Source organism: Streptomyces sp. GESEQ-4, assembly GCF_017948455.1.
In the GTDB taxonomy this organism is placed as follows: Bacteria; Actinomycetota; Actinomycetes; order Streptomycetales; family Streptomycetaceae; genus Streptomyces.
Genome location: NZ_JAFFSU010000026.1, coordinates 80,044 through 97,574 on the forward strand (window position 1 = coordinate 80,044; position 17,531 = coordinate 97,574).

General features: G+C 68.8%; 17 protein-coding genes, 1 tRNA gene and 2 pseudogenes. 9 read left to right on the top strand and 11 right to left on the bottom strand.

Annotated features, from left to right (window positions below):
* Positions 1–384: 384 nt before the first annotated feature.
* Positions 385–1,359 carry a YafY family protein gene (locus KCH48_RS34545; RefSeq protein ID WP_210580695.1) on the bottom strand — a complete coding sequence of 325 codons (975 nt, stop codon included), beginning with the start codon at positions 1,357–1,359 and terminating at the stop codon, positions 385–387.
* A gap of 106 nt (positions 1,360–1,465) precedes the next feature.
* On the opposite strand from KCH48_RS34545, the gene KCH48_RS34550 reads away from it, so the two are divergent.
* A complete protein-coding gene (locus KCH48_RS34550) occupies positions 1,466–1,861 on the top strand; it encodes a RidA family protein (protein WP_210580773.1) in 396 nt (131 codons plus the stop codon).
* Positions 1,862–2,198: 337 nt separating this feature from the next.
* Positions 2,199–2,477 carry a hypothetical protein gene (locus tag KCH48_RS34555; RefSeq protein WP_210580697.1) on the top strand — a complete coding sequence of 93 codons (279 nt, stop codon included), beginning with the start codon at positions 2,199–2,201 and terminating at the stop codon, positions 2,475–2,477.
* 85 nt (positions 2,478–2,562) lie between these two features.
* On the opposite strand, the gene KCH48_RS34560 is transcribed toward KCH48_RS34555, so the two are convergent.
* The 4 genes and pseudogenes from KCH48_RS34560 to KCH48_RS34575 all read right to left on the bottom strand — a co-directional run bounded on the left by KCH48_RS34560 (position 2,563) and on the right by KCH48_RS34575 (position 5,335).
* Entirely contained in the window at positions 2,563–2,988 is a 426-nt protein-coding gene (locus tag KCH48_RS34560) for a PIN domain-containing protein (protein WP_210580776.1), read from the bottom strand.
* Positions 2,975–3,163: pseudogene (locus tag KCH48_RS34565) on the bottom strand (CopG family transcriptional regulator); the annotation flags it as partial. The pseudogene KCH48_RS34565 and the gene KCH48_RS34560, both read right to left, overlap by 14 nt.
* Positions 3,164–3,226: 63 nt before the next feature.
* Positions 3,227–4,123 carry a phosphorothioated DNA-binding restriction endonuclease gene (locus KCH48_RS34570; RefSeq protein ID WP_210580778.1) on the bottom strand — a complete coding sequence of 299 codons (897 nt, stop codon included), beginning with the start codon at positions 4,121–4,123 and terminating at the stop codon, positions 3,227–3,229.
* Positions 4,124–4,798: 675 nt separating this feature from the next.
* Complete coding sequence (locus tag KCH48_RS34575) at positions 4,799–5,335, bottom strand: hypothetical protein (protein ID WP_210580699.1); 537 nt, start codon at positions 5,333–5,335, stop codon at positions 4,799–4,801.
* Positions 5,336–6,094: 759 nt separating this feature from the next.
* Between KCH48_RS34575 and KCH48_RS34580 the strand changes: the two genes are divergently transcribed.
* Entirely contained in the window at positions 6,095–6,826 is a 732-nt protein-coding gene (locus KCH48_RS34580; protein ID WP_374104740.1) for a hypothetical protein, read from the top strand.
* A pseudogene (locus tag KCH48_RS34585) lies at positions 6,793–7,365 on the top strand (LacI family transcriptional regulator); the annotation flags it as partial. The gene KCH48_RS34580 and the pseudogene KCH48_RS34585, both read left to right, overlap by 34 nt.
* Before the next feature lie 110 nt (positions 7,366–7,475).
* Here the strand turns inward: KCH48_RS34585 and KCH48_RS34590 are convergent.
* The 3 genes from KCH48_RS34590 to KCH48_RS34600 all read right to left on the bottom strand — a co-directional run bounded on the left by KCH48_RS34590 (position 7,476) and on the right by KCH48_RS34600 (position 9,461).
* A tRNA-Pro gene (locus KCH48_RS34590) sits at positions 7,476–7,549 on the bottom strand.
* Between the two features lie 34 nt (positions 7,550–7,583).
* Positions 7,584–8,381: a Pr6Pr family membrane protein gene (locus KCH48_RS34595; protein WP_210580701.1), complete on the bottom strand. Its 798-nt coding sequence runs from the start codon at positions 8,379–8,381 to the stop codon at positions 7,584–7,586.
* A 153-nt stretch (positions 8,382–8,534) separates the two neighbouring features.
* The gene (locus tag KCH48_RS34600; protein WP_210580703.1) at positions 8,535–9,461 is read right to left on the bottom strand and encodes a metallophosphoesterase; all 927 of its coding nucleotides are present in this window, start codon (positions 9,459–9,461) and stop codon (positions 8,535–8,537) included.
* 115 nt (positions 9,462–9,576) lie between these two features.
* On the opposite strand from KCH48_RS34600, the gene KCH48_RS34605 reads away from it, so the two are divergent.
* A complete protein-coding gene (locus KCH48_RS34605; protein ID WP_210580705.1) occupies positions 9,577–10,041 on the top strand; it encodes a GatB/YqeY domain-containing protein in 465 nt (154 codons plus the stop codon).
* Positions 10,042–10,162: 121 nt separating this feature from the next.
* Here KCH48_RS34605 and KCH48_RS34610 read toward each other — a convergent pair whose 3' ends face one another.
* Positions 10,163–12,472, bottom strand: a complete 2,310-nt coding sequence (locus tag KCH48_RS34610) for a transglycosylase domain-containing protein (protein WP_210580707.1) — start codon at positions 12,470–12,472, stop codon at positions 10,163–10,165.
* A 529-nt stretch (positions 12,473–13,001) separates the two neighbouring features.
* Between KCH48_RS34610 and wblA the strand changes: the two genes are divergently transcribed.
* Positions 13,002–13,340, top strand: coding sequence for a transcriptional regulator WblA (gene wblA / locus KCH48_RS34615; RefSeq protein ID WP_067033339.1), 339 nt, complete (start codon positions 13,002–13,004; stop codon positions 13,338–13,340).
* A 28-nt stretch (positions 13,341–13,368) separates the two neighbouring features.
* Here the strand turns inward: wblA and KCH48_RS34620 are convergent, their stop codons facing one another.
* Positions 13,369–14,754, bottom strand: a complete 1,386-nt coding sequence (locus KCH48_RS34620) for an ArsA family ATPase (protein ID WP_210580710.1) — start codon at positions 14,752–14,754, stop codon at positions 13,369–13,371.
* Positions 14,751–15,728 carry an ArsA-related P-loop ATPase gene (locus KCH48_RS34625; protein WP_210580713.1) on the bottom strand — a complete coding sequence of 326 codons (978 nt, stop codon included), beginning with the start codon at positions 15,726–15,728 and terminating at the stop codon, positions 14,751–14,753. The genes KCH48_RS34620 and KCH48_RS34625 overlap by 4 nt, the downstream gene beginning before the upstream one ends.
* Positions 15,729–15,821: 93 nt before the next feature.
* Between KCH48_RS34625 and KCH48_RS34630 the strand changes: the two genes are divergently transcribed.
* Genes KCH48_RS34630 through KCH48_RS34640 form a run of 3 tightly spaced genes read left to right on the top strand, consistent with a single transcriptional unit; the run spans position 15,822 to position 17,359 of the window.
* Positions 15,822–15,980 (top strand): DUF4177 domain-containing protein, encoded by a 159-nt coding sequence (locus tag KCH48_RS34630; protein ID WP_003991873.1) that lies wholly within the window; start codon positions 15,822–15,824, stop codon positions 15,978–15,980.
* Entirely contained in the window at positions 15,977–16,441 is a 465-nt protein-coding gene (locus KCH48_RS34635) for a RidA family protein (RefSeq protein WP_210580715.1), read from the top strand. The genes KCH48_RS34630 and KCH48_RS34635 overlap by 4 nt, the downstream gene beginning before the upstream one ends.
* Positions 16,442–16,492: 51 nt before the next feature.
* The gene (locus KCH48_RS34640) at positions 16,493–17,359 is read left to right on the top strand and encodes an NUDIX hydrolase (RefSeq protein WP_210580717.1); all 867 of its coding nucleotides are present in this window, start codon (positions 16,493–16,495) and stop codon (positions 17,357–17,359) included.
* The last annotated feature ends 172 nt before the right edge of the window (positions 17,360–17,531 follow it).

Genomic DNA, 17,531 nt, shown 5'->3' on the forward strand with positions numbered 1-17,531 from the left:
TCAGATGGCAGGATCACGATGCAGTAGCGAACCGACTGCACGCCGTTATGACAGGCCACCAGCCCAGTGCTCGGAGACGCAGCCTATGACGCCGTTCGTTCTCGGCCAGCTTCCGCCTCAGTCACCTCAGCTGCCGGACGGTGGTGACGCACCCGTCCAGAGGGCCTGAGAGATCCGTGGAGACGGTCCCATCCGGACCGCTCGACGCCGACCACGGATCGCGCCCCGCCACGGTCCGCGCCGTATCAGCGCGAACCGAGGCTACGCGCGTCGTACGGAACCGGTCCCCACGTGGGGAGGGACCGGTTCCGCACGACGCTGCGAAGGCGAGGGCGCGCGAAGTCGATCGTTCGGACGCGAACCAGCCTCTGGGCGGCGGGCGACTCAACGGGAGTCTCCGTAGCGGGCGGCCAGCGTGGCGGCGCGGTCGCGCAGGGACGTGCGCAACGACTGCGGGGACAGGGCTTCCGCGTCCGTGCCGAGCTGCCACAGCGCCCATTCGGCGTGGCGTGAATCCTGGAAGGTCACTTCCAGCCGCAACCGGCCGTCCGCGTCGGGTTCTTCCGCACGGACGGCCAGCACGGTGTCCAGCAGTTCCTCCCGCCGCGCCGGGTTCACCTGTAGCAGCACGGTGATGTGGTCGCCGTCGGAGAGAAACCGCGCGGAGCGTTCCCGCCAGATCCGGTCCAGATCGACCCGGTTCGGTCGCTCCGCCGCTTCCGGCAGCTCCTCGGCCGCCAGCACCCGCGACAGCCGGTAAGTGCGGTCCGCGCCGGATCGCCTGGCCAGCAAGTAGCCCCGGTCGCGCACGGTGACCAGGCCGATCGGGTCCACCGTGCGCCACCGCGGTGCCTGGCCCGTGGCCGCGTAGTGGATACGCAGCTTGTGTCCGGCGAGCACCGCGCGCCGGACCTCGACCATGACGGCGCCGGCCACCTCCTCGGTGACCGGCCGACGCGAGAGCAGGTCGGTCTCCGGCTCGACGAGAATGCGCTGCGCCGCGTCGCTCGCCGTGACCCGGTGCCCTTCGGGCAGCGCGTCGACCACCTTCCGCATCGCCGAAGCCAGCGCCGAGCCGAGCCCGAACACCTGCTCGCCGCGCCCCGATCCGGCAGCCAGCAGAGCAAGGGCCTCGTCGTGGTTCAGACCCGTGAGCTCGGTCCGGAAACCGGGCGACAACACGAAACCACCGTGCCGCCCGCGTTCGGCGTAGACCGGGACCCCGGCCGCGGACAGCGCCTCGATGTCACGCAGCACGGTACGGGTGGACACCTCCAGCTCCCGGGCCAGCGTGTCCGCGGTCAGCCGACCGCGCTGACGCAACAGCAGCACGAGCGAGACCAAGCGATCGGCGCGCATAAGAGAACTCTACGGAGATACATGACTGAGGGTGTCATGTATTGCTGCGAGGCTCGTCGCGGGACGTCAAAGCCGGCCCCCTGAATTGAATGGAGCTGACGTGGCAATGGAACGAACGGCGGTCAACCCGGTGACGTGGTCGGCGGAGTTGGGCTTCAACCAGGGCGAGGTCGTCTCCGGACACACCCGGACCCTCTACATCTCGGGGCAGACCGCGATGAACGCCGACGGCAAGCCCCAGCATGACGGCGACATGGCAGCCCAGTTGGCGCTGACCCTCGACAACCTGGAGGCCGTTCTCGCCGAGGCCGGCATGTCCCTGGCCCACCTCATCCGGCTCAACGTCTACACCACCGACGTCGATCTCCTCTTCCAGCACTACGGCGTGCTGGCGGCGAGGCTGGGCGCCGCCGGGGTGGCACCGACCACCACGATGCTCGGGGTGACGCGGCTGGCGATCCCCGGCCAGCTGGTCGAGCTGGAGGGGACCGCGGTCGCGTGACGGGACGCCGCCGGCTCTGCGACTAGGCGCCGGGCAGGGCGCGGCGGGGCGGGAGGGGTCCCGTTCGTGGCGCGCTTCAATGGCGACCATGATGCGTAGAACGCCATCCACCGCCGCTGTCGCCGTCGTTGCGGCTGCCATGTTCGCCGCTCTCACGTCGTGTTCTTCGGATTCTTCGGATTCCTCGGATTCTTCGGACGGGTCCCCCGCCGAGAGCCGGCCCAGCGGATCCCGCTCCGGGACACCGGCGTCCGACCCCACAAAGACACCCACGCCCCCGCCGTCACCCTCGCCGACCGGGCCCTGCGCCGACGGGACGTGCGAGATCAAGGTCGCCGTGGGGGACGTCATCACCGTGCCGGAGACGTACGGCCTCGGGCCCATCGAGGTGAAGGCGATCAACGGCAACGAGGTCGAGCTCGTCGCCCCGCTGACAGGATCGGGCTACAGCGTCTCAGGCTGCTCCGGTGGCGGCAGCGTGTCATCGAACGGCACCGGCGGCGTCGGCCTCACCTGCACCGAGGGCCCCGCCGCGACCCTCAACGACGTCATGAGCCTGAAGGTCGTAAAGACCCTCGACTCCACGGCTGTCCTCCGCATCGAACCCACCGGGTGACGTGCGGGCGCTCCAAAAGCCCCAGAGTGATGAGAGCCCGGTCAGGTAGGGCGGTCGACGCGTCTGTCCTGGCGAGGACCCGTGGTCACACCTTCTTGACGACGATCGTGTCCGGGGCCAGCCTCTCCAGGTCGTCGACGTCCGAGGTGAAGACGGTGACCTGTCCCTTCTGCTGTCGCGCGATCACGGCCAGCACGGCGTCGATCGCGTACTTGTGGCCGTGCAACTCGGCGTCGGCCAGGAGCCGGCGTGCCTGGCGGGCCTCGTCCTTCCCGATGTCGGCGACCTGGAGCCGGGACAGTACCCAGTCCCAGCGCTGTCCGGTCGTTCTGCCGTCGTACGCCTCGACCAGAGTCATCGGCGACGTCACCACTTCGGCCTCCCCGCCCGCCGCGAGGTCGAGCCAGGCGATCATCCTCCGATCACCGCGCACGGCCAGGGAGAGAGCTTCACAGTCCAGGACGAAGACACGGAGCGGCCTCTGCCCGTGCTCACCGACGCTCGTCCTCAGTCACGGGGCCATGTTCTTCCTGCAGCCAGTCGACCAGTTCCAGGAGCTGGTCCCGGTCTCGCTTGAACCGCAGCGCCTCGGTGAGGTACGCCGACAGGCCCCGCTCTGTCGCGTCCGCGCGGATCTCGTCCAGGAGATCCGCGGGAATCGTCACGGTTACCTTCTTCGTCGCCATACAAGAGGCCATGCTCTTGGTGTCACGCGCCTTACCAGTGGGGTCCGGTCAACGATTCGACGGTCAGGCGGCCGTGGCAGGGCGTGGGCTGCCGTGGAAGACCTGGCTGGTGTGCCAGGAGCGGTGGTTCGCGGCAACGGGGTGGGCGCCCGGTTGAGGCCCGATGAGCGGGCGGCCGGCCAGCGCTATGACGTGCTCGCGAGAGGAGGCGCTGTGGCCGACGAAGCGCTGGGAGACCAGGATTCGATGGCCCTCGCCGACACCGAGGACGCCCTTGTCGAAGAGCTTGTGGTGCAGCGAGCACAGGCACAGTCCGTTGTCGACGTCGTCCGGTCCGTCGAACGCCCACCAGCGCACATGCGCCGCCTCCAGTCCGACCGGCACCGCGCCGATCCTGCCGTCGTAGCCGCAGAAGGCGCACCGGTACTCGTACGCCGTCAGGACCCGCTCGCGCATACGCGGATCACGCCGCCTCCGCACGGCGGCCGAGAGCTCTCCGGTCTCCGCCGGCTCCAGCTCCAGGCCGACAGATTCGCACAGGTCGCCGTGGAGCGAAGGCGGGAAGTGCAGGTCGAGCAGGACCCGTGCCATCCGGCCGAGTAGCTCCGGCTCGCGCCGCAGCGCCGCCCGCAGTTCCGGCGCCAGCCGCCCTGCGGCCCCCGCGGCCCGCAACTCCCGCACTCCACTGCCGGGGCTGCCCGGTCCGCGATCGGTACGCACCTCCCACACGCCGTCGCTCACCAGGTGGTGGAACGGGTAGGCCGGAGTCGTCCTGTTCGGCGGACCGTACTCGGTCAGCAGCCGCTGCAGATCCTCCTCCACCGCGCTGTACCGCAGTTCGCCGGAGGCATCCTGCTGGAACCGACCGAGGGCGTACAGCAACAACAACGGCTTGTGCGGAGCGCGGCTCCCGCTTCTGCTCCACTGCCTCAGTTTCGCGGTGCGCTCCAGCCAGTCCATGACCGGCGATCGTAGCCGCGCCTCGTTGACCAGCGATCTGCGCATGCGCGGAAGCCCAACGAGTCGTGGCGAGGTGATGGCGACGTGTCGTAAACAGGGGGCGCCACGGTTCGCGGGTCTGTGGTGCTCCGTCGATCCACCGTGCTCGCTCGGTGCACTCGGGAAGCGGAAGACCGGCCATGAAGTGTGCGACGTCGACGTAGTAGGCGTACTCACCGCTCTGCGTGAGTTCGCGCAGGCGGGTGATCGCGGTGACGAGGTCGTACTGGGCGTCGAGGACGGCGTGGTGGAAGCACAGTGTCATCGAAGGTGCCCAGCAGGATCACGGGTAGTGGGCCCTTGTCGGCCGGGAGTTGGGCCAGGTCCCAGGCGAGGAGGTCCGGGTAGAGATTTCTCCAGGAGAGCCCCGCACAACGAATCAGGGCCACGTCCTCACGTGAGGATGTGGCCCTGACCTAGTGTTTCAGCTGTCGGGGTGGCGGGATTTGAACCCACGACCTCTTCGTCCCGAATAAGGTCAGGGCATGATCTGTAACTGATGCGCGACGGACATGAGCAGGTCAGAGCCTTGGCCTGAGTTGGCCTGACGTGGCACGGGGAGGGCGTCGGGAGAAGATCTTCTCCCAGGTTTCTCCCAGCCGCTCGTGATCTTGGCGGGCTCAGGTAGTGAATGGGCTAGCCACAGCCCGTCAGGTCATCGTAAAAGACTTCCATCTTGCCGCCCTGCTGGGTGTTCAGGATGTTGGTGCCAGGGGGGTTATGGAAGGCCTCATCCGCGGCGTTCGGATTTGGATGCCTCTTTGCCACCCGGTCCCGGTCAGTCTCCCACCAGTCTCCCGAGACGCGGAGGGTGAGGGTGTAGTTCTCTGGGTGCACGTAGAGGTCATGCGTGGTGTCGGGCAGCTGAACCCTTACCCGCGAGCAGGGCATCAAGGTGTGGATCACGTAGTGAGTACCCTTGCCGTGCAATATCGTCTTGTAGCCGGAAAATAGACTATGGTTCTCGACCCTCAGCTCCGGCTTCCCTTTCTTGATCTTGTACGGGAACCAGGAGATCTTGTCCACCGTGGCGAGACGGTAGGACTCGTCCTCAGCGCTGACCGCCTTGTTGCAACTCACGATCGAGATGGCGAGGCCCGAGACGGCGGCGAGCGCCACCGCCAATTCCAACCAGAATTTGGGCTCCCGCCGCTGCGGCACGCTCCATCTCATGATCACTCCCTCCGCGCACAGAGAGTTCCATATCCAGCTCCAGCCGCGAGCGCACGCCAGCTGCCGTCTTTCCACCTATCAGGCAGCACTTCTGTGCTCGCATGGAGCCGCCGCGGATGGTCGCCTGCGTCGTTTCGGCTCGCTGTCGCCTCGAGTCTGTAGCCGAGAGCCCACCAGGAATGCGTCAGCGCTGCACAACCTCTTCGTCCCGAACGCGATCAGACCCCTTGGGGCCTGTACCCGAGGTCGCTGATCTGCTGGTTCGACTCCGATGTAGTCCATTACCGTCCAAGACTGTCTGTGCGCGGCTGGTTCGTTTGGCCCCCTGTTTTGGGCTCGGTTAGCCGCCTGCCCGATGCGGATTCGAGCAGGTCACGACTGTGGTAGCGGCTGGGGCAGCCGTGGTCGACATGCGCTGCTGTGCGCATGGCGACTGCCTCCCGCGCTCGCGCGGCATGTGCGGGCTGTGCCTCATCACCGAAGAACAGCGCGCCGCCTGACCGCTACCAGATGTCCAGGAATTCCGAGACAGCCTCCACGATTCGGTTCCTGCGGCGGTGTGCTTTGCTGCAAAAACGCCGCCTTCGCCAGCGGCTCTCCGGCTGCTGCACCGGCTTGCCGCACCAATTGCACGGCCGCGTCCGAAACTCAGATTCCCCCATGCCACCCCCCGTAGCACCGCCGTGCGGGGTCCGTCCGCCCACCTCCTACAGCGACGGCCGGACCCCGCCCTGCCTCCCATTGGAAGGAACTTCTCAAGTGAAGCACCCCGACGACAGCAACGAGCTGTTCAACCGACTCGAAGCGGAGATGTCCGCCGACTCCGCTGGCGAGGTGGTCGACATCGACAAGGCACGGTCGGCCCGTGCTGAGTCGGCTGACTCCGACCCGGTCCAGTCGGCCGACGGCACGATCTATGTGACCGACTCGCAGGGCTCGCGCGACCTCGAAGCGTTCCGCGACCAGTCGGGCGACCCGACCGTACGCGTGATGGTCGACCAGCTGACCCCGACCGCGCTCGGTCCGGGCTACCTGGGTCGGCTGCGCGGTGCCCGCCGCCGTGCGGTCGTTCAGGTCTGGTTGAAGTCCGTGGCGGAGCTGCGGACCGCCGCGGCGTGGGTGGCCCGCCACTACGCGCATGCGGTCGGCTATCACGCGCTGCGTGCTCCGGTCTACGCCGGACGCCTCACCCTGCAAGCCCCGACCGGCGCCGCCCGGTTCGTCGGCCGAGTCATGCGGTGGGTGGCCGACCGCGGCGAGCCGGTCCGCCTCGCCGCGGTCCGCCGCGAGGACGCAGTCGAGTACCTGAAGCTGTCGCGGCAGCGCGACGGACGGGTCCGGCTGCGCACCCTCGTCGCCGTGCTCGCGATGTTCGTCGGCCTCGGTGCCGCGCTCGCCATGTACGTGCTCGCCCCCGGCTGGCTTCAGGGTGTGTCGGTGAGCGCGGTCATGATGGCGTGTCCAACGTCCTCAATCGACCGGATGCCGTAGCCGAAGCAACCAGGGCCCGCGTACGGGAAGCCATCGACGCTCTCGGCTTCACCCGCGGCGGAGGTGCTGTCGACCAAGCCGAGCACTGGCGGCGGAACGGGTTCGCCACGTGCCTCTTCACACCGGCTGTTTCTGGCTGGTACCCGAAGAAGGCGCCGCAGGAAGCGCGTCCGGTGCCCGTGCTCGCCGAGCCCTGGCCCGGTGTGCCGGCGCGGAGGAGGGGTGCACAGGCGAGGGCGGATAACTGCTGGGTGCCGATCGCGAAGGGGCTCACGCCCCACGGGTTGCGCCACACCCACAAGACGCGCATGGAGGGGTTCCGCACTCCACCCAAGCTCATGGATGAGCGCATGGGGCACATTGACGGCTCGGTGCAGGCGCGCTACACGCACATCACCCGAGAGATGCGTCAGGAGCTGTTGGCGAACCTCACTGCGGAGTGGGAGGCCTCCCTCGACTTCTGGCTCGCGATGTGCCACACGTCGCCGGTCGCCGTGCTCAACGAGCTCTTGCGGGAGCGTCTGAGAGCGCGTCGGTAGGTGCCGTCTGGGAGACGAAATTCCAAGATCTTCTCCCAGGGAGGCCCCACACAACGAATCAGAGGCACCTACCAAAGTTGGTATGTGCCTCTGACCCGGTGTTTCAGCTGTCGGGGTGGCGGGATTTGAACCCACGACCTCTTCGTCCCGAACGAAGCGCGCTGCCAAGCTGCGCTACACCCCGATCGTCGCTGCTCGTGGCGGCGACGTCGTTTACTTTAGCCCACTGGTGGCTGGAGACGAAATCCGGTTTTCGTGCGGTGACGGGGGCGATGGCGGAGGGGGTTCGGGCGGATGTGGTCGAGGGCTGTCAGGAGGACGGCCAGGGCGTAGATGGCGAGGCCGAGGAGGAGGGCGTTGCCGAGGACGCTCTTGTAGCCGTGGTGGTCGACGTCGAGGAAGGGGTAGAGGTAGCGGGCCGGCATGCCGGGCAGGATCAGCTCGCCCCGGGTGAGGGAGAACGCCAGGTAGGCGAGGGGGTAGAGGAGCCACGTCGCCGCCTGGCGCAGGTGCAGGTGGCCGGGTGCCGTCAGCAGCAGCCAGTCCAGGACCGCCGCGATCGGCGTCACCGTGTGCAGGACCTGGTTGGTGATCGCCTGTATGCCCGTCGGCGTTGCCATCTCGTCGGTCATCGAGAACGGGCTCGCGGCGTTCACCAGCAGCAGGTGGTGGACGAGGCCGGTGACCGCGACGTAGAGGAGTGTCGCGCCGGTCAGGGCCGACGGCAGCGGGCGGCGGGCGGTCCAGGAGCGGCGGGCCGCGAGGGTGAGGACCAGGGCCAGCAGGATGTTGCTCTGGATCGTGAAGTAGCTCAGGACCCGGACCGGGCTGCCCAGGGACAGGTCGACAGCCACGGCTCCGGCCGCAGTCAGGGCGACCAGCAGCCGGAACACGGCGGCCACCGGGCGCCGTACGGGAGGCACCACCGCTGTCGCGGGGACGTGCGAGGGCAGCAGCGCGGGTGCTCCGGGAATCGCGGGCAGGTCCGGGATGTCCCTGGGTATCGGGGCGGTCATGCCCTCACGCTAAGGAGCGTGGACAAAACGGGCGATGCGGGTGGGCTGTGTGGGTTACCCGGCCATCGCCGCCGTCACCGCTGCTGCTCCCGTCCTACTCCTGCCTCCTGCTCCCGGTCCTGATCCCGTCCTGCTCCCGCCTCCTGCCCCGCCCTACTCCCGCCCCACCAGCGTCAACAACGTCGCCTCCGGCGGGCACGCGAACCGTACCGGCGCGTACCTGCTCGTCCCGCACCCCGCCGACACATGCAGATACGCGGTACGGCCCTCCGCCTGATGCGTGGACAGCCCCTTCACGCGCTCCGTGTCCAGGTCGCAGTTGGTGACCAGGGCGCCGTAGAAGGGGATGCACAGCTGGCCGCCGTGTGTGTGGCCCGCGAGGATCAGGGGGTAGCCGTCCGCCGCGAACGCGTCCAGCGTGCGCAGATACGGTGCGTGTACCACGCCCATCGAGAAGTCGGCGTCGCCGGAAGGGCCGCCGGCCACCCGCTCGTACCGGTCCCGCTTGATGTGCGGGTCGTCCAGTCCCGTCAGCTCGACCGCCGCGCCCTCGATCTTCAGCGTGCCGCGCGTGTTCGTCAGGTTCAGCCAGCCGGCCGCGTCGAAGCCGTCCCGGATGTCCTCCCACGGGTTGTGGACGGCGCCCACGACCGGCGGGTTGCCGTTGAGGCCGTGCTTGCCCCGGAGCTTCTCGGTCAAGTACCGGCCGGGGTTGCGGAGTGTGGGGCCGTAGTAGTCGTTGGAGCCGAAGACGTACGCACCCGGGAACTCCATCAGCGGGCCCAGCGCGTCCAGCACCTCGGGGACGCCCTCCGGGTCGGACAGGTTGTCACCCGTGTTGAGGACGAAGTCGGGGCGCAGACCGGCCAGCGAGCGCAGCCAGCGCTGCTTCTTGCGCTGGCCCCTCACCATGTGGATGTCGGAGACCTGGAGCATGCGCAGCGGCCGCATCCCGGCAGGCAGGACCGGGACGGTCACCCGCCTCAGGCGGAAGGAGCGGGTCTCGACACCCGCCGCATAGACCAGACCGGCGGCACCAGCCGCCGCGATTCCCAAGGGGACTCCGTATCGCGCGCGCATACAACCATCGTGTCAGACCACGGCGGTTCCCTGCGCCGGGCCCTCGGCCGCCCGCGCCCGCCCTCCCGCTAAATCGACGGGCGTCGGTCGTCCCGTACCTGCGACAATCAAACGCATGACCAACCTCAAGTCGAAGCTCCAGGACGACCTCAACACCGCGATCAAGGCGCGCGACGAGCTCCGCTCCTCGACGCTCCGGCTGACGCTCTCCGCGATCACCAAGGAGGAGGTCGCGGGCAAGGAGAAGCGCGAGCTCTCCGACGACGAGGTGCAGAAGGTGATCACCCGCGAGGCGAAGAAGCGGCGCGAGGCCGCCGACGCCTTCGCACAGGGCGGTCGCCCCGAGCAGGCCGAGCGGGAGAAGGCGGAGGGCGAGGTGCTCGCTGCGTACCTGCCCAAGCAGCTCGGCGACGCGGAGCTGGAGCAGATCGTCGCGCAGGCCGTCGAGGAGGCCAGGGCGGCGGGCGCCGAGGGGCCGCGTGCCATGGGCGCCGTGATGAAGATCGTGAACCCGAAGGTCGCTGGGCAGGCGGAGGGCGGCCGGGTCGCCGCCGCGGTCAAGAAGCTGCTCGCGGGCTGACAGCGGCCGCTCCTGCGGCGACAGGTCGACAGCCGTCCCGGCGGCCTTACGACAGTGGGGGCGCCCCTTCGAAAAGGGGCGCCCCCACTGTCGTAAGGGAACTTCCGGAACCACCGACCCGTCAGGGCCAGTTCCCCCCGTTGCCGTTCCCGTTGTTCCCGCCGTCCTGCCCCTCGAAGAAGTTCTCCGGGATGGAGAAGGAGGGCGTCGGTTCGGCGTTGCCGCCGCCGTCGCCGCCGCCGTTGCCGCCACCGATCAGACCGCCGATGAGGCCGCCGTTCTCGTCGCCGTTGTCACCGTCTTCGTTGCCGTTCCCATCGCCGTTTCCGTCGCCGTCGCCGTCCCCGCGGCCCGTGTCGGCCTCAGGGATGTCGACGAGGTTGAACGGGGGCGCTTCCTTGTCCGCCAGCGCGCCGGTCATCATGTCGCGCCAGATGGGGCCGGGTACCTGACCACCGAACACCTTGTCGTGCTTGACGCCGCCGATGCTGATGTCGGTCATCCGCCGGTCGTGCGCGGGGTCGCCGACCCAGACGGCACCGGCCATGTTGGGCGTGTAGCCCACGAACCAGGCGGCGTAACGCTCGTCCGTCGTACCGGTCTTGCCGGCGCTCGGGCGGCTGCCGAGTCCGGCCTGGGTACCCGTACCGTCCTCGACCACGCCTTTCAGCAGCGTGTTGATGGTGTCGGCCGTGTTCTCGGACATGGCGCGCGAGCAGGTCGACTTCGGGACGTCGAGCGACTTGGTCTTTCCGCCGATCCGCTGGCTGATGGACTCGATGGCGACCGGCGTGCAGTACATCCCGCGCGAGGCGAAGGTCGCGTAACCGGCGGCCATGGTCAGCGGGGACATCTCCTGGGTGCCCAGCGCGATCGCCGGACCCTGGTCCATCTTCGAGCCGTCCGCCCGCTGGACGCCCATCTTCTTGGCCATCTCGACCACCGGGCAGGTGCCGATGTCGGCGATCATCTCCACGTAGTAGGTGTTGACGGACTTCGCCGTCGCCTCCTCCATGGAGTACGGGCCCACCTCGGTCTCGTTCTCGTTGGTGAGCTTGACCGGGTCGGGCCCGTCGTTGCGGTAGACCTTGCCGTCGCACTGCTGGATCGGGCTCGGGTAGCTCATCTCGTACGGCGACGCATACGTCTTGTTCGCCGGCATACCGCCCTCCAGCGCGGCCGCCGCCACGATCGGCTTGAACGTCGAACCGGGCTGATAGCCCGCGCCGCCGCCCATCCCCCGGTTCACGGAGAGGTTGATCTGCGTCTCGTTCTTGCCGAAGCCGTACGGACGCGACTGGCCCATCGCCAGGATCTTGCCGGTGCCCGGCTCGACGATGGTGGCGGCGGTCGCCACTTCGTCGGTCTTGTACACGTGATCCTTGATCGACTGCTGGGTCGACTCCTGGGCCTGCGGGTCGAGCGTCGTGCGGATCGTCAGACCGCCCTGGTTCCAGACCTTCGCCCGGGCCTCCTTGGTCTTGCCGAAGGTCTTCTCGCTCAGGAACACCTCGCGCACGTAGTCGCAGAAGAAGCCGGCGCCCTTGACCGCCGTGATGCACCCGTTCTTCGGCTTGCTGACCTTCAGCCCCAGCGGTGCCTCCTTGGCCTTGTCGGCCTCCGCCTGGGAGACGTCGCCGACGTCGGCCATGCGCTGCAGCACCGTGTTGCGCCGCTTGGTGGCCTCGGCCTCGTCGTTGACCGGGTCGTACCGGCTGGGGGACTGGACGATGCCGGCGAGGAGGGCCGACTCCTGGAGGTTGAGGTCCTTGGCGGACTTGGAGAAGTACCGCCGGGCGGCCGCCTCGACGCCGTACGCCTGCTGGCCGAAGAACGTGATGTTCAGGTAGTTCTCGAGGATCTTCTTCTTGCCTAGCTCCTCCTCGACCTGGATCGCGTACTGCAGCTCCTTGATCTTGCGGCCGAGGGTCTGCTGGGTGGCCTGGGCGACCTTCGTCGGGTCGTCGCCGGCCTCCTCCACGAAGACGTTCTTCACATACTGCTGGGTGAGCGTGGACGCGCCCTCGGCGACGCCGCCGCTCTGTGCGTTCCGGTTCAGCGCGCGCAGGACGCCCTTGAGGTCGACCGCGCCGTGCTTGTAGAAGCGCGAGTCCTCGATCGCGACGATCGCCTTCTGCATGTACGGCGAGATGCCCTTGAGGTCGACCACCGTGCGGTCACGGGAGTAGACCGTGGCCATCTGGTCGCCGTTGGCGTCGAGGATGGTGGTGCGCTGGCTCAGCGGTGGCTGCTTGAGGTTGGCCGGGATCTTGTCGAACCCCTCGACCGATTCCTTCGCGGCCAGTCCCAGCGCGCCGAACGCCGGCAGCGCGATGCCGGCCAGCACGGCTCCCGCGAGCACACTGACACCGAGGAACTTCGCGGCCTCCTGCGTGGGCGACAGCCCACCACCCGAGCGCTTCTTTCGCATGAGGGCAGCCTAATCCGTACTTGAGTCCGATCCGAGGGACCGGTGGGTCCAGGGAGGTTCGAACCCGTCACATACAGGAGGACACAGGTGTCCCGAGCCCGTCCGGATCACGGCATGGCAACGCCGACCGCCTACCTTCTCATTCGCCGGACACACCGACAGGCCTTGGCCTAAGCTGCTCTCAACTGTCACAGCAGTGAGGTCACGTATCAATACGTCCGGCGACCCCGAATCGTTCCGGAAGTAGCCCAACTTTTTTGTAGGCGCGTGCCCGAATCCGCCTTGTGTGTCACTCGGCGTCCGTTGTGACTCAGGAGAACTGTCCCGGTTTGCCGGGATGGTCACGCATGTCGCCACCTCACTCCCCCGGGTGATCTGCCGCTTACCCATAGTCCGTTCGGGCCATTCAAGATTGGGCCCGCTGGGGGTGTTGCGCTGTGCCCACCTTCCGTAACGTCCTCAACTGGCGGCGGTGAATATGCCGCTGCCGCCGTGGGGGAGCCTCGATTCGGGAGAGGACGGCGCCGGTATGGGCTGGGTAACCGACTGGAGTGCGCAGGCGGCCTGTCGCACTACCGATCCGGACGAACTGTTCGTTCAAGGAGCAGCGCAGAACAGGGCCAAGGCGGTGTGCACCGGATGTCCGGTGCGGACCGAGTGCCTGGCTGACGCGCTGGACAACCGCGTCGAGTTCGGCGTGTGGGGAGGAATGACCGAGCGGGAGCGCCGCGCGCTGCTGCGCAGGCGGCCCACCGTGACCTCCTGGCGCCGACTGCTGGAGACAGCGCGGACGGAGTACGAGCGGGGGGCCGGCATCCTGCCCCTCGACGACGACGAGGTGTACGAGAACTACGCGGCCGTGAGCTGAGGTCTCCCCCTTCAGGGGGTTCCCTCAGTCACTCACTGCTCGGCAGCTCCGGCCGGTTGGCCGCGAGCCGGTTCCCGATGTCCCGCAGCCCCGCGAGGTCGTGTACGTCGCCGGGCAGCGCGGCCACTTCGGCCATCGCCACCTCGGGGTGGAGTGCGGTGAAGCGATCACGCGTGCGCTGCTCGCGGGAGAGCAGCCGCATACGCTCGGCGTGCAGCCTCAACAGGCCTGCGGTGAGCTGGTCGACGGAGCGCTCCGGGTCCTGGTCGGCGGTGTCGGCGGGGGAGCCTTCGGCCGGCGCTGGTGTTGCGGGAGCGGGAGATTCTGAACTGCCGTACGTGTCGGGAGAGTTACGAAGTCCAGCTTTCCCGTCCTCCTGATCGACAATGCGGGGCTCTTCAAGATTTTCCGCGGCGGGGTCACCCACGGGCTCGCCCACGAGATCGAGATTTTCCGCGGCGGCGAGCGCCCGCTCGGCCGACAGCCGGGTGGCGCCGCTGCCGTGGACCCGGTTGAGCACCAGACCCGCCAGCGGCATGTCCTCCGCGGCCAGCCGCTCCACGAAGTACGCCGCCTCCCGCAGCGCGTCCCGCTCCGGCGCCGCGACCACCAGGAACGCCGTCCCAGGCGCCTGCAGCAGCTTGAACGTCGCGTCCGCGCGCGTACGGAAGCCGCCGAAGGTCGTGTCCATCGCGGCCACGAACGTCTGTACGTCCTTCAGCAGTTGACCGCCGAGCAGCTTGCCGAGAGTGCCGGTCATCATCGACATGCCGACGTTCAGGAACTTCATCCCGGCGCGCCCGCCCAGCTTCGCCGGCGCCGTCAGCAGCCGGATCAGCCGGCCGTCCAGGAAGGAGCCGAGCCGCTTGGGCGCGTCCAGGAAGTCCAGCGCGGAACGGGACGGGGGCGTGTCGACGACGATCAGGTCCCACTCGTCCTTCGCCCGCAGCTGCCCCAGCTTCTCCATCGCCATGTACTCCTGCGTGCCCGCGAAGCCCGCCGAGAGCGACTGGTAGAAGGGGTTGCCCAGAATCGCGGCCGCCCGCTCGGGATCCGCGTGCGCCTCGACGATCTCGTCGAAGGTGCGCTTCATGTCGAGCATCATGGCGTGCAGTTCACCCTCGCCGTCCACGCCCTTCACCCGGCGCGGGACGTTGTCGAGGGAGTCGATGCCCATGGACTGGGCGAGCCGGCGGGCCGGGTCGATGGTGAGGACGACCACCTTCCGGCCGCGCTCGGCGGCACGCAGCCCCAGCGCCGCCGCCGTGGTCGTCTTGCCGACCCCGCCCGCGCCGCAGCACACCACGATGCGGGTCTTCGGATCGTCGATCAGCGGATCGACGTCGAGCATGCGCGCGGGGGAGAGGTGGTGGCGGGCGGTGTCGTGCGTGTGGGCCGAGTGGTCCGGACTCATGACATCCCCTGTTCCCGCAACTCGGTGGCCAGTTCGTACAGGCCCGCCAGGTCCATGCCCTCGGCGAGCAGCGGCAGTTCGTGCAGCGGCAGGCCCAGTTCGCTCAGGACGGCCCGCTGTTCGTGCTCCAGCGTGTACCGCTCGGCGTACTCCTCGGCCTGCGTCAGCAGCGGATCGACCAGCTTCTCGGCGTTCCCGCCGCGTCGCGCGCCGCCGAGTCCGGCCGCGGACAGCGACCTGGCGACCGAGGTCCGCGGCACGGCTCGTACGAGATCCAGGTCGGTCGCGTCCAGTACCTCGGGCCGCACCATGTTGACCATGATGCGCCCCACCGGCAGCCGCGCTCCCCGCAGCTCGGAGATCCCGTCCACGGTCTCCTGTACGGGCATCTCCTCGAGCAGCGTCACCAGGTGGACCGCCGTCTCCTTGGACTTCAGCACCCGCATCACGGCCTGCGCCTGATTGTGTATCGGGCCGATCTTCGCGAGCCCGGCCACCTCGTCGTTGACGTTCAGGAAGCGGGTGATGCGCCCGGTGGGCGGCGCGTCCATGACGACGTAGTCGTAGACGAACCGTCCGGCCTTGTCCTTCCTGCGCACGGCCTCGCACGCCTTGCCGGTCAGGAGTACGTCCCTCAGGCCCGGTGCGATGGTGGTGGCGAAGTCGATGGCGCCGAGCTTCTTCAGGGCCCGGCCCGCGCCGCCCAGCTTGTAGAACATCTGGAGGTAGTCCAGCAGGGCCAGTTCGGGGTCGATGGCGAGTGCGTACACCTCCCCGCCCCCGGGAGCGACGGCGATCTTGCGCTCCTCGTACGGGAGCGCCTCCGCCTCGAAGAGCTGTGCGATGCCCTGCCGACCCTCGACCTCGACGAGAAGCGTGCGCTTCCCCTCGGTGGCGAGGGCCAACGCGAGTGCGGCGGCCACCGTGGTCTTACCGGTTCCGCCCTTGCCGCTGACGACCTGGAGCCTGCTCACATATTCGAGCCTAACCAAACGGCCACCGGAACGCCGGAGGCTGTGGACAACGTGCGCGCGAGGCCTCGCGCGGCAGCGGATACAGTCGGCCCCATGACCAAGTGGGAATACGCAACCGTGCCACTGCTCGTCCACGCCACGAAGCAGATTCTGGACACCTGGGGCGAGGACGGCTGGGAGCTCGTCCAGGTCGTGCCCGGGCCGAACAACCCCGAGCAGCTGGTGGCCTACCTGAAGCGGGAGAAGCAGTGAGCGAGGTCGAGACGAAGCTGGCCGAGCTCGGCCTGAGCCTGCCGGAGGTCGTCCCGCCGCTCGCCGCGTACCAGCCGGCCGTGCTCAGCGGTGTGTACGTCTACACCGCCGGCCAGCTCCCGATGGTGGACGGCAAGCTTCCGGTCACCGGCAAGGTGGGTGCGGAGGTCACGCCCGAGGAGGCCAAGGAGCTCGCCCGCACCTGTGCGCTGAACGCCCTCGCGGCGGTCAAGTCCGTCGTGGGTGACCTGGACCGCATCGCGCGTGTGGTGAAGGTCGTCGGCTTCGTCGCCTCGGCCTCGGACTTCACCGGCCAGCCGGGCGTCCTCAACGGCGCGAGCGAACTCCTGGGCGCGGTCCTGGGCGACAAGGGCGTGCACGCGCGCAGCGCGGTGGGCGTGGCGGTGCTGCCGCTGGACGCGCCGGTGGAGGTCGAGGTCCAGGTGGAGCTGGTGCCGTAACGGCACCGGGTACATCTCGAACATCAGCCCACCCCGGGATACCCTCCGCCCATGGCAAACGGGCAGTGGTATCCCCAGGAGTGGCCGGCCCTGATCCGCGCCCTCGCGGAAGGAACCCTCACCCCGGTCACCCCGAGGCGCGCGGCCACCGTCATGCTCCTGAAGGACACCGACGCCGGCCCTGTCGTCCACATGCTGCGCAGACGCGCCTCCATGGCCTTCGCCGGGGGCGCGTACGCCTATCCGGGCGGCGGTGTCGACCCGCGCGACGACGACCACCACATCCGCTGGGCGGGCCCCACGCGCGCGTGGTGGGCGGACAGACTCGGTGTCGACGAGACGACGGCGGCCCAGGCGATCGTCTGCGCGGCGGTACGGGAGACGTACGAGGAGGCAGGCGTCCTTCTCGCGGGCCCCACGCCCGACTCGGTCGTCGGTGACACCACCGGCGACGACTGGGAGGCGGACCGTGCCGCCCTGGTCGCCCGGGACCTGTCCTTCGCGGAGTTTCTGGAGCGCCGTGGCCTGGTCCTGCGCTCGGATCTGCTGGGCGCCTGGACCCGCTGGATCACCCCGGAGTTCGAACCCCGCCGCTATGACACCTGGTTCTTCGTGGCGGCCCTCCCCGAGGGCCAGCGCACCCGGAACGTCTCCACGGAGGCCGACCGCACGGTGTGGACGTCACCGGCCGACGCCGCCGCGTCGTACGACAAGGGCGAGCTGCTGATGATGCCGCCCACCATCGCGACCCTGCGTCAGCTGTCCCCGTACGCCACGGCCGCCGCGGCGCTCGCCGCCGCCCCCGGCCGCGACATGACCCCTGTCCTGGCCGAGGCCCGCCTCGAGGACGACGAGATCGTGCTGTCCTGGCCGGGCCACGACGAGTTCACGAAGCACATCCCCACGGGCGGGGCCTGAAGCATGACCCACGCCGCAGCCCCACCCCCGAACCGGACCGCCGCCCCGTACGCCCCGGAGGATCCCCTCGCATGACGGACGCAGCCGCCCTCCCCGGCCAGCCGAGGGGTGGGGACCCCATTCCTCGTGCGCCCCTCGCACTGCTCCGCAGGCTTCGGGACGCTGCGCCGGC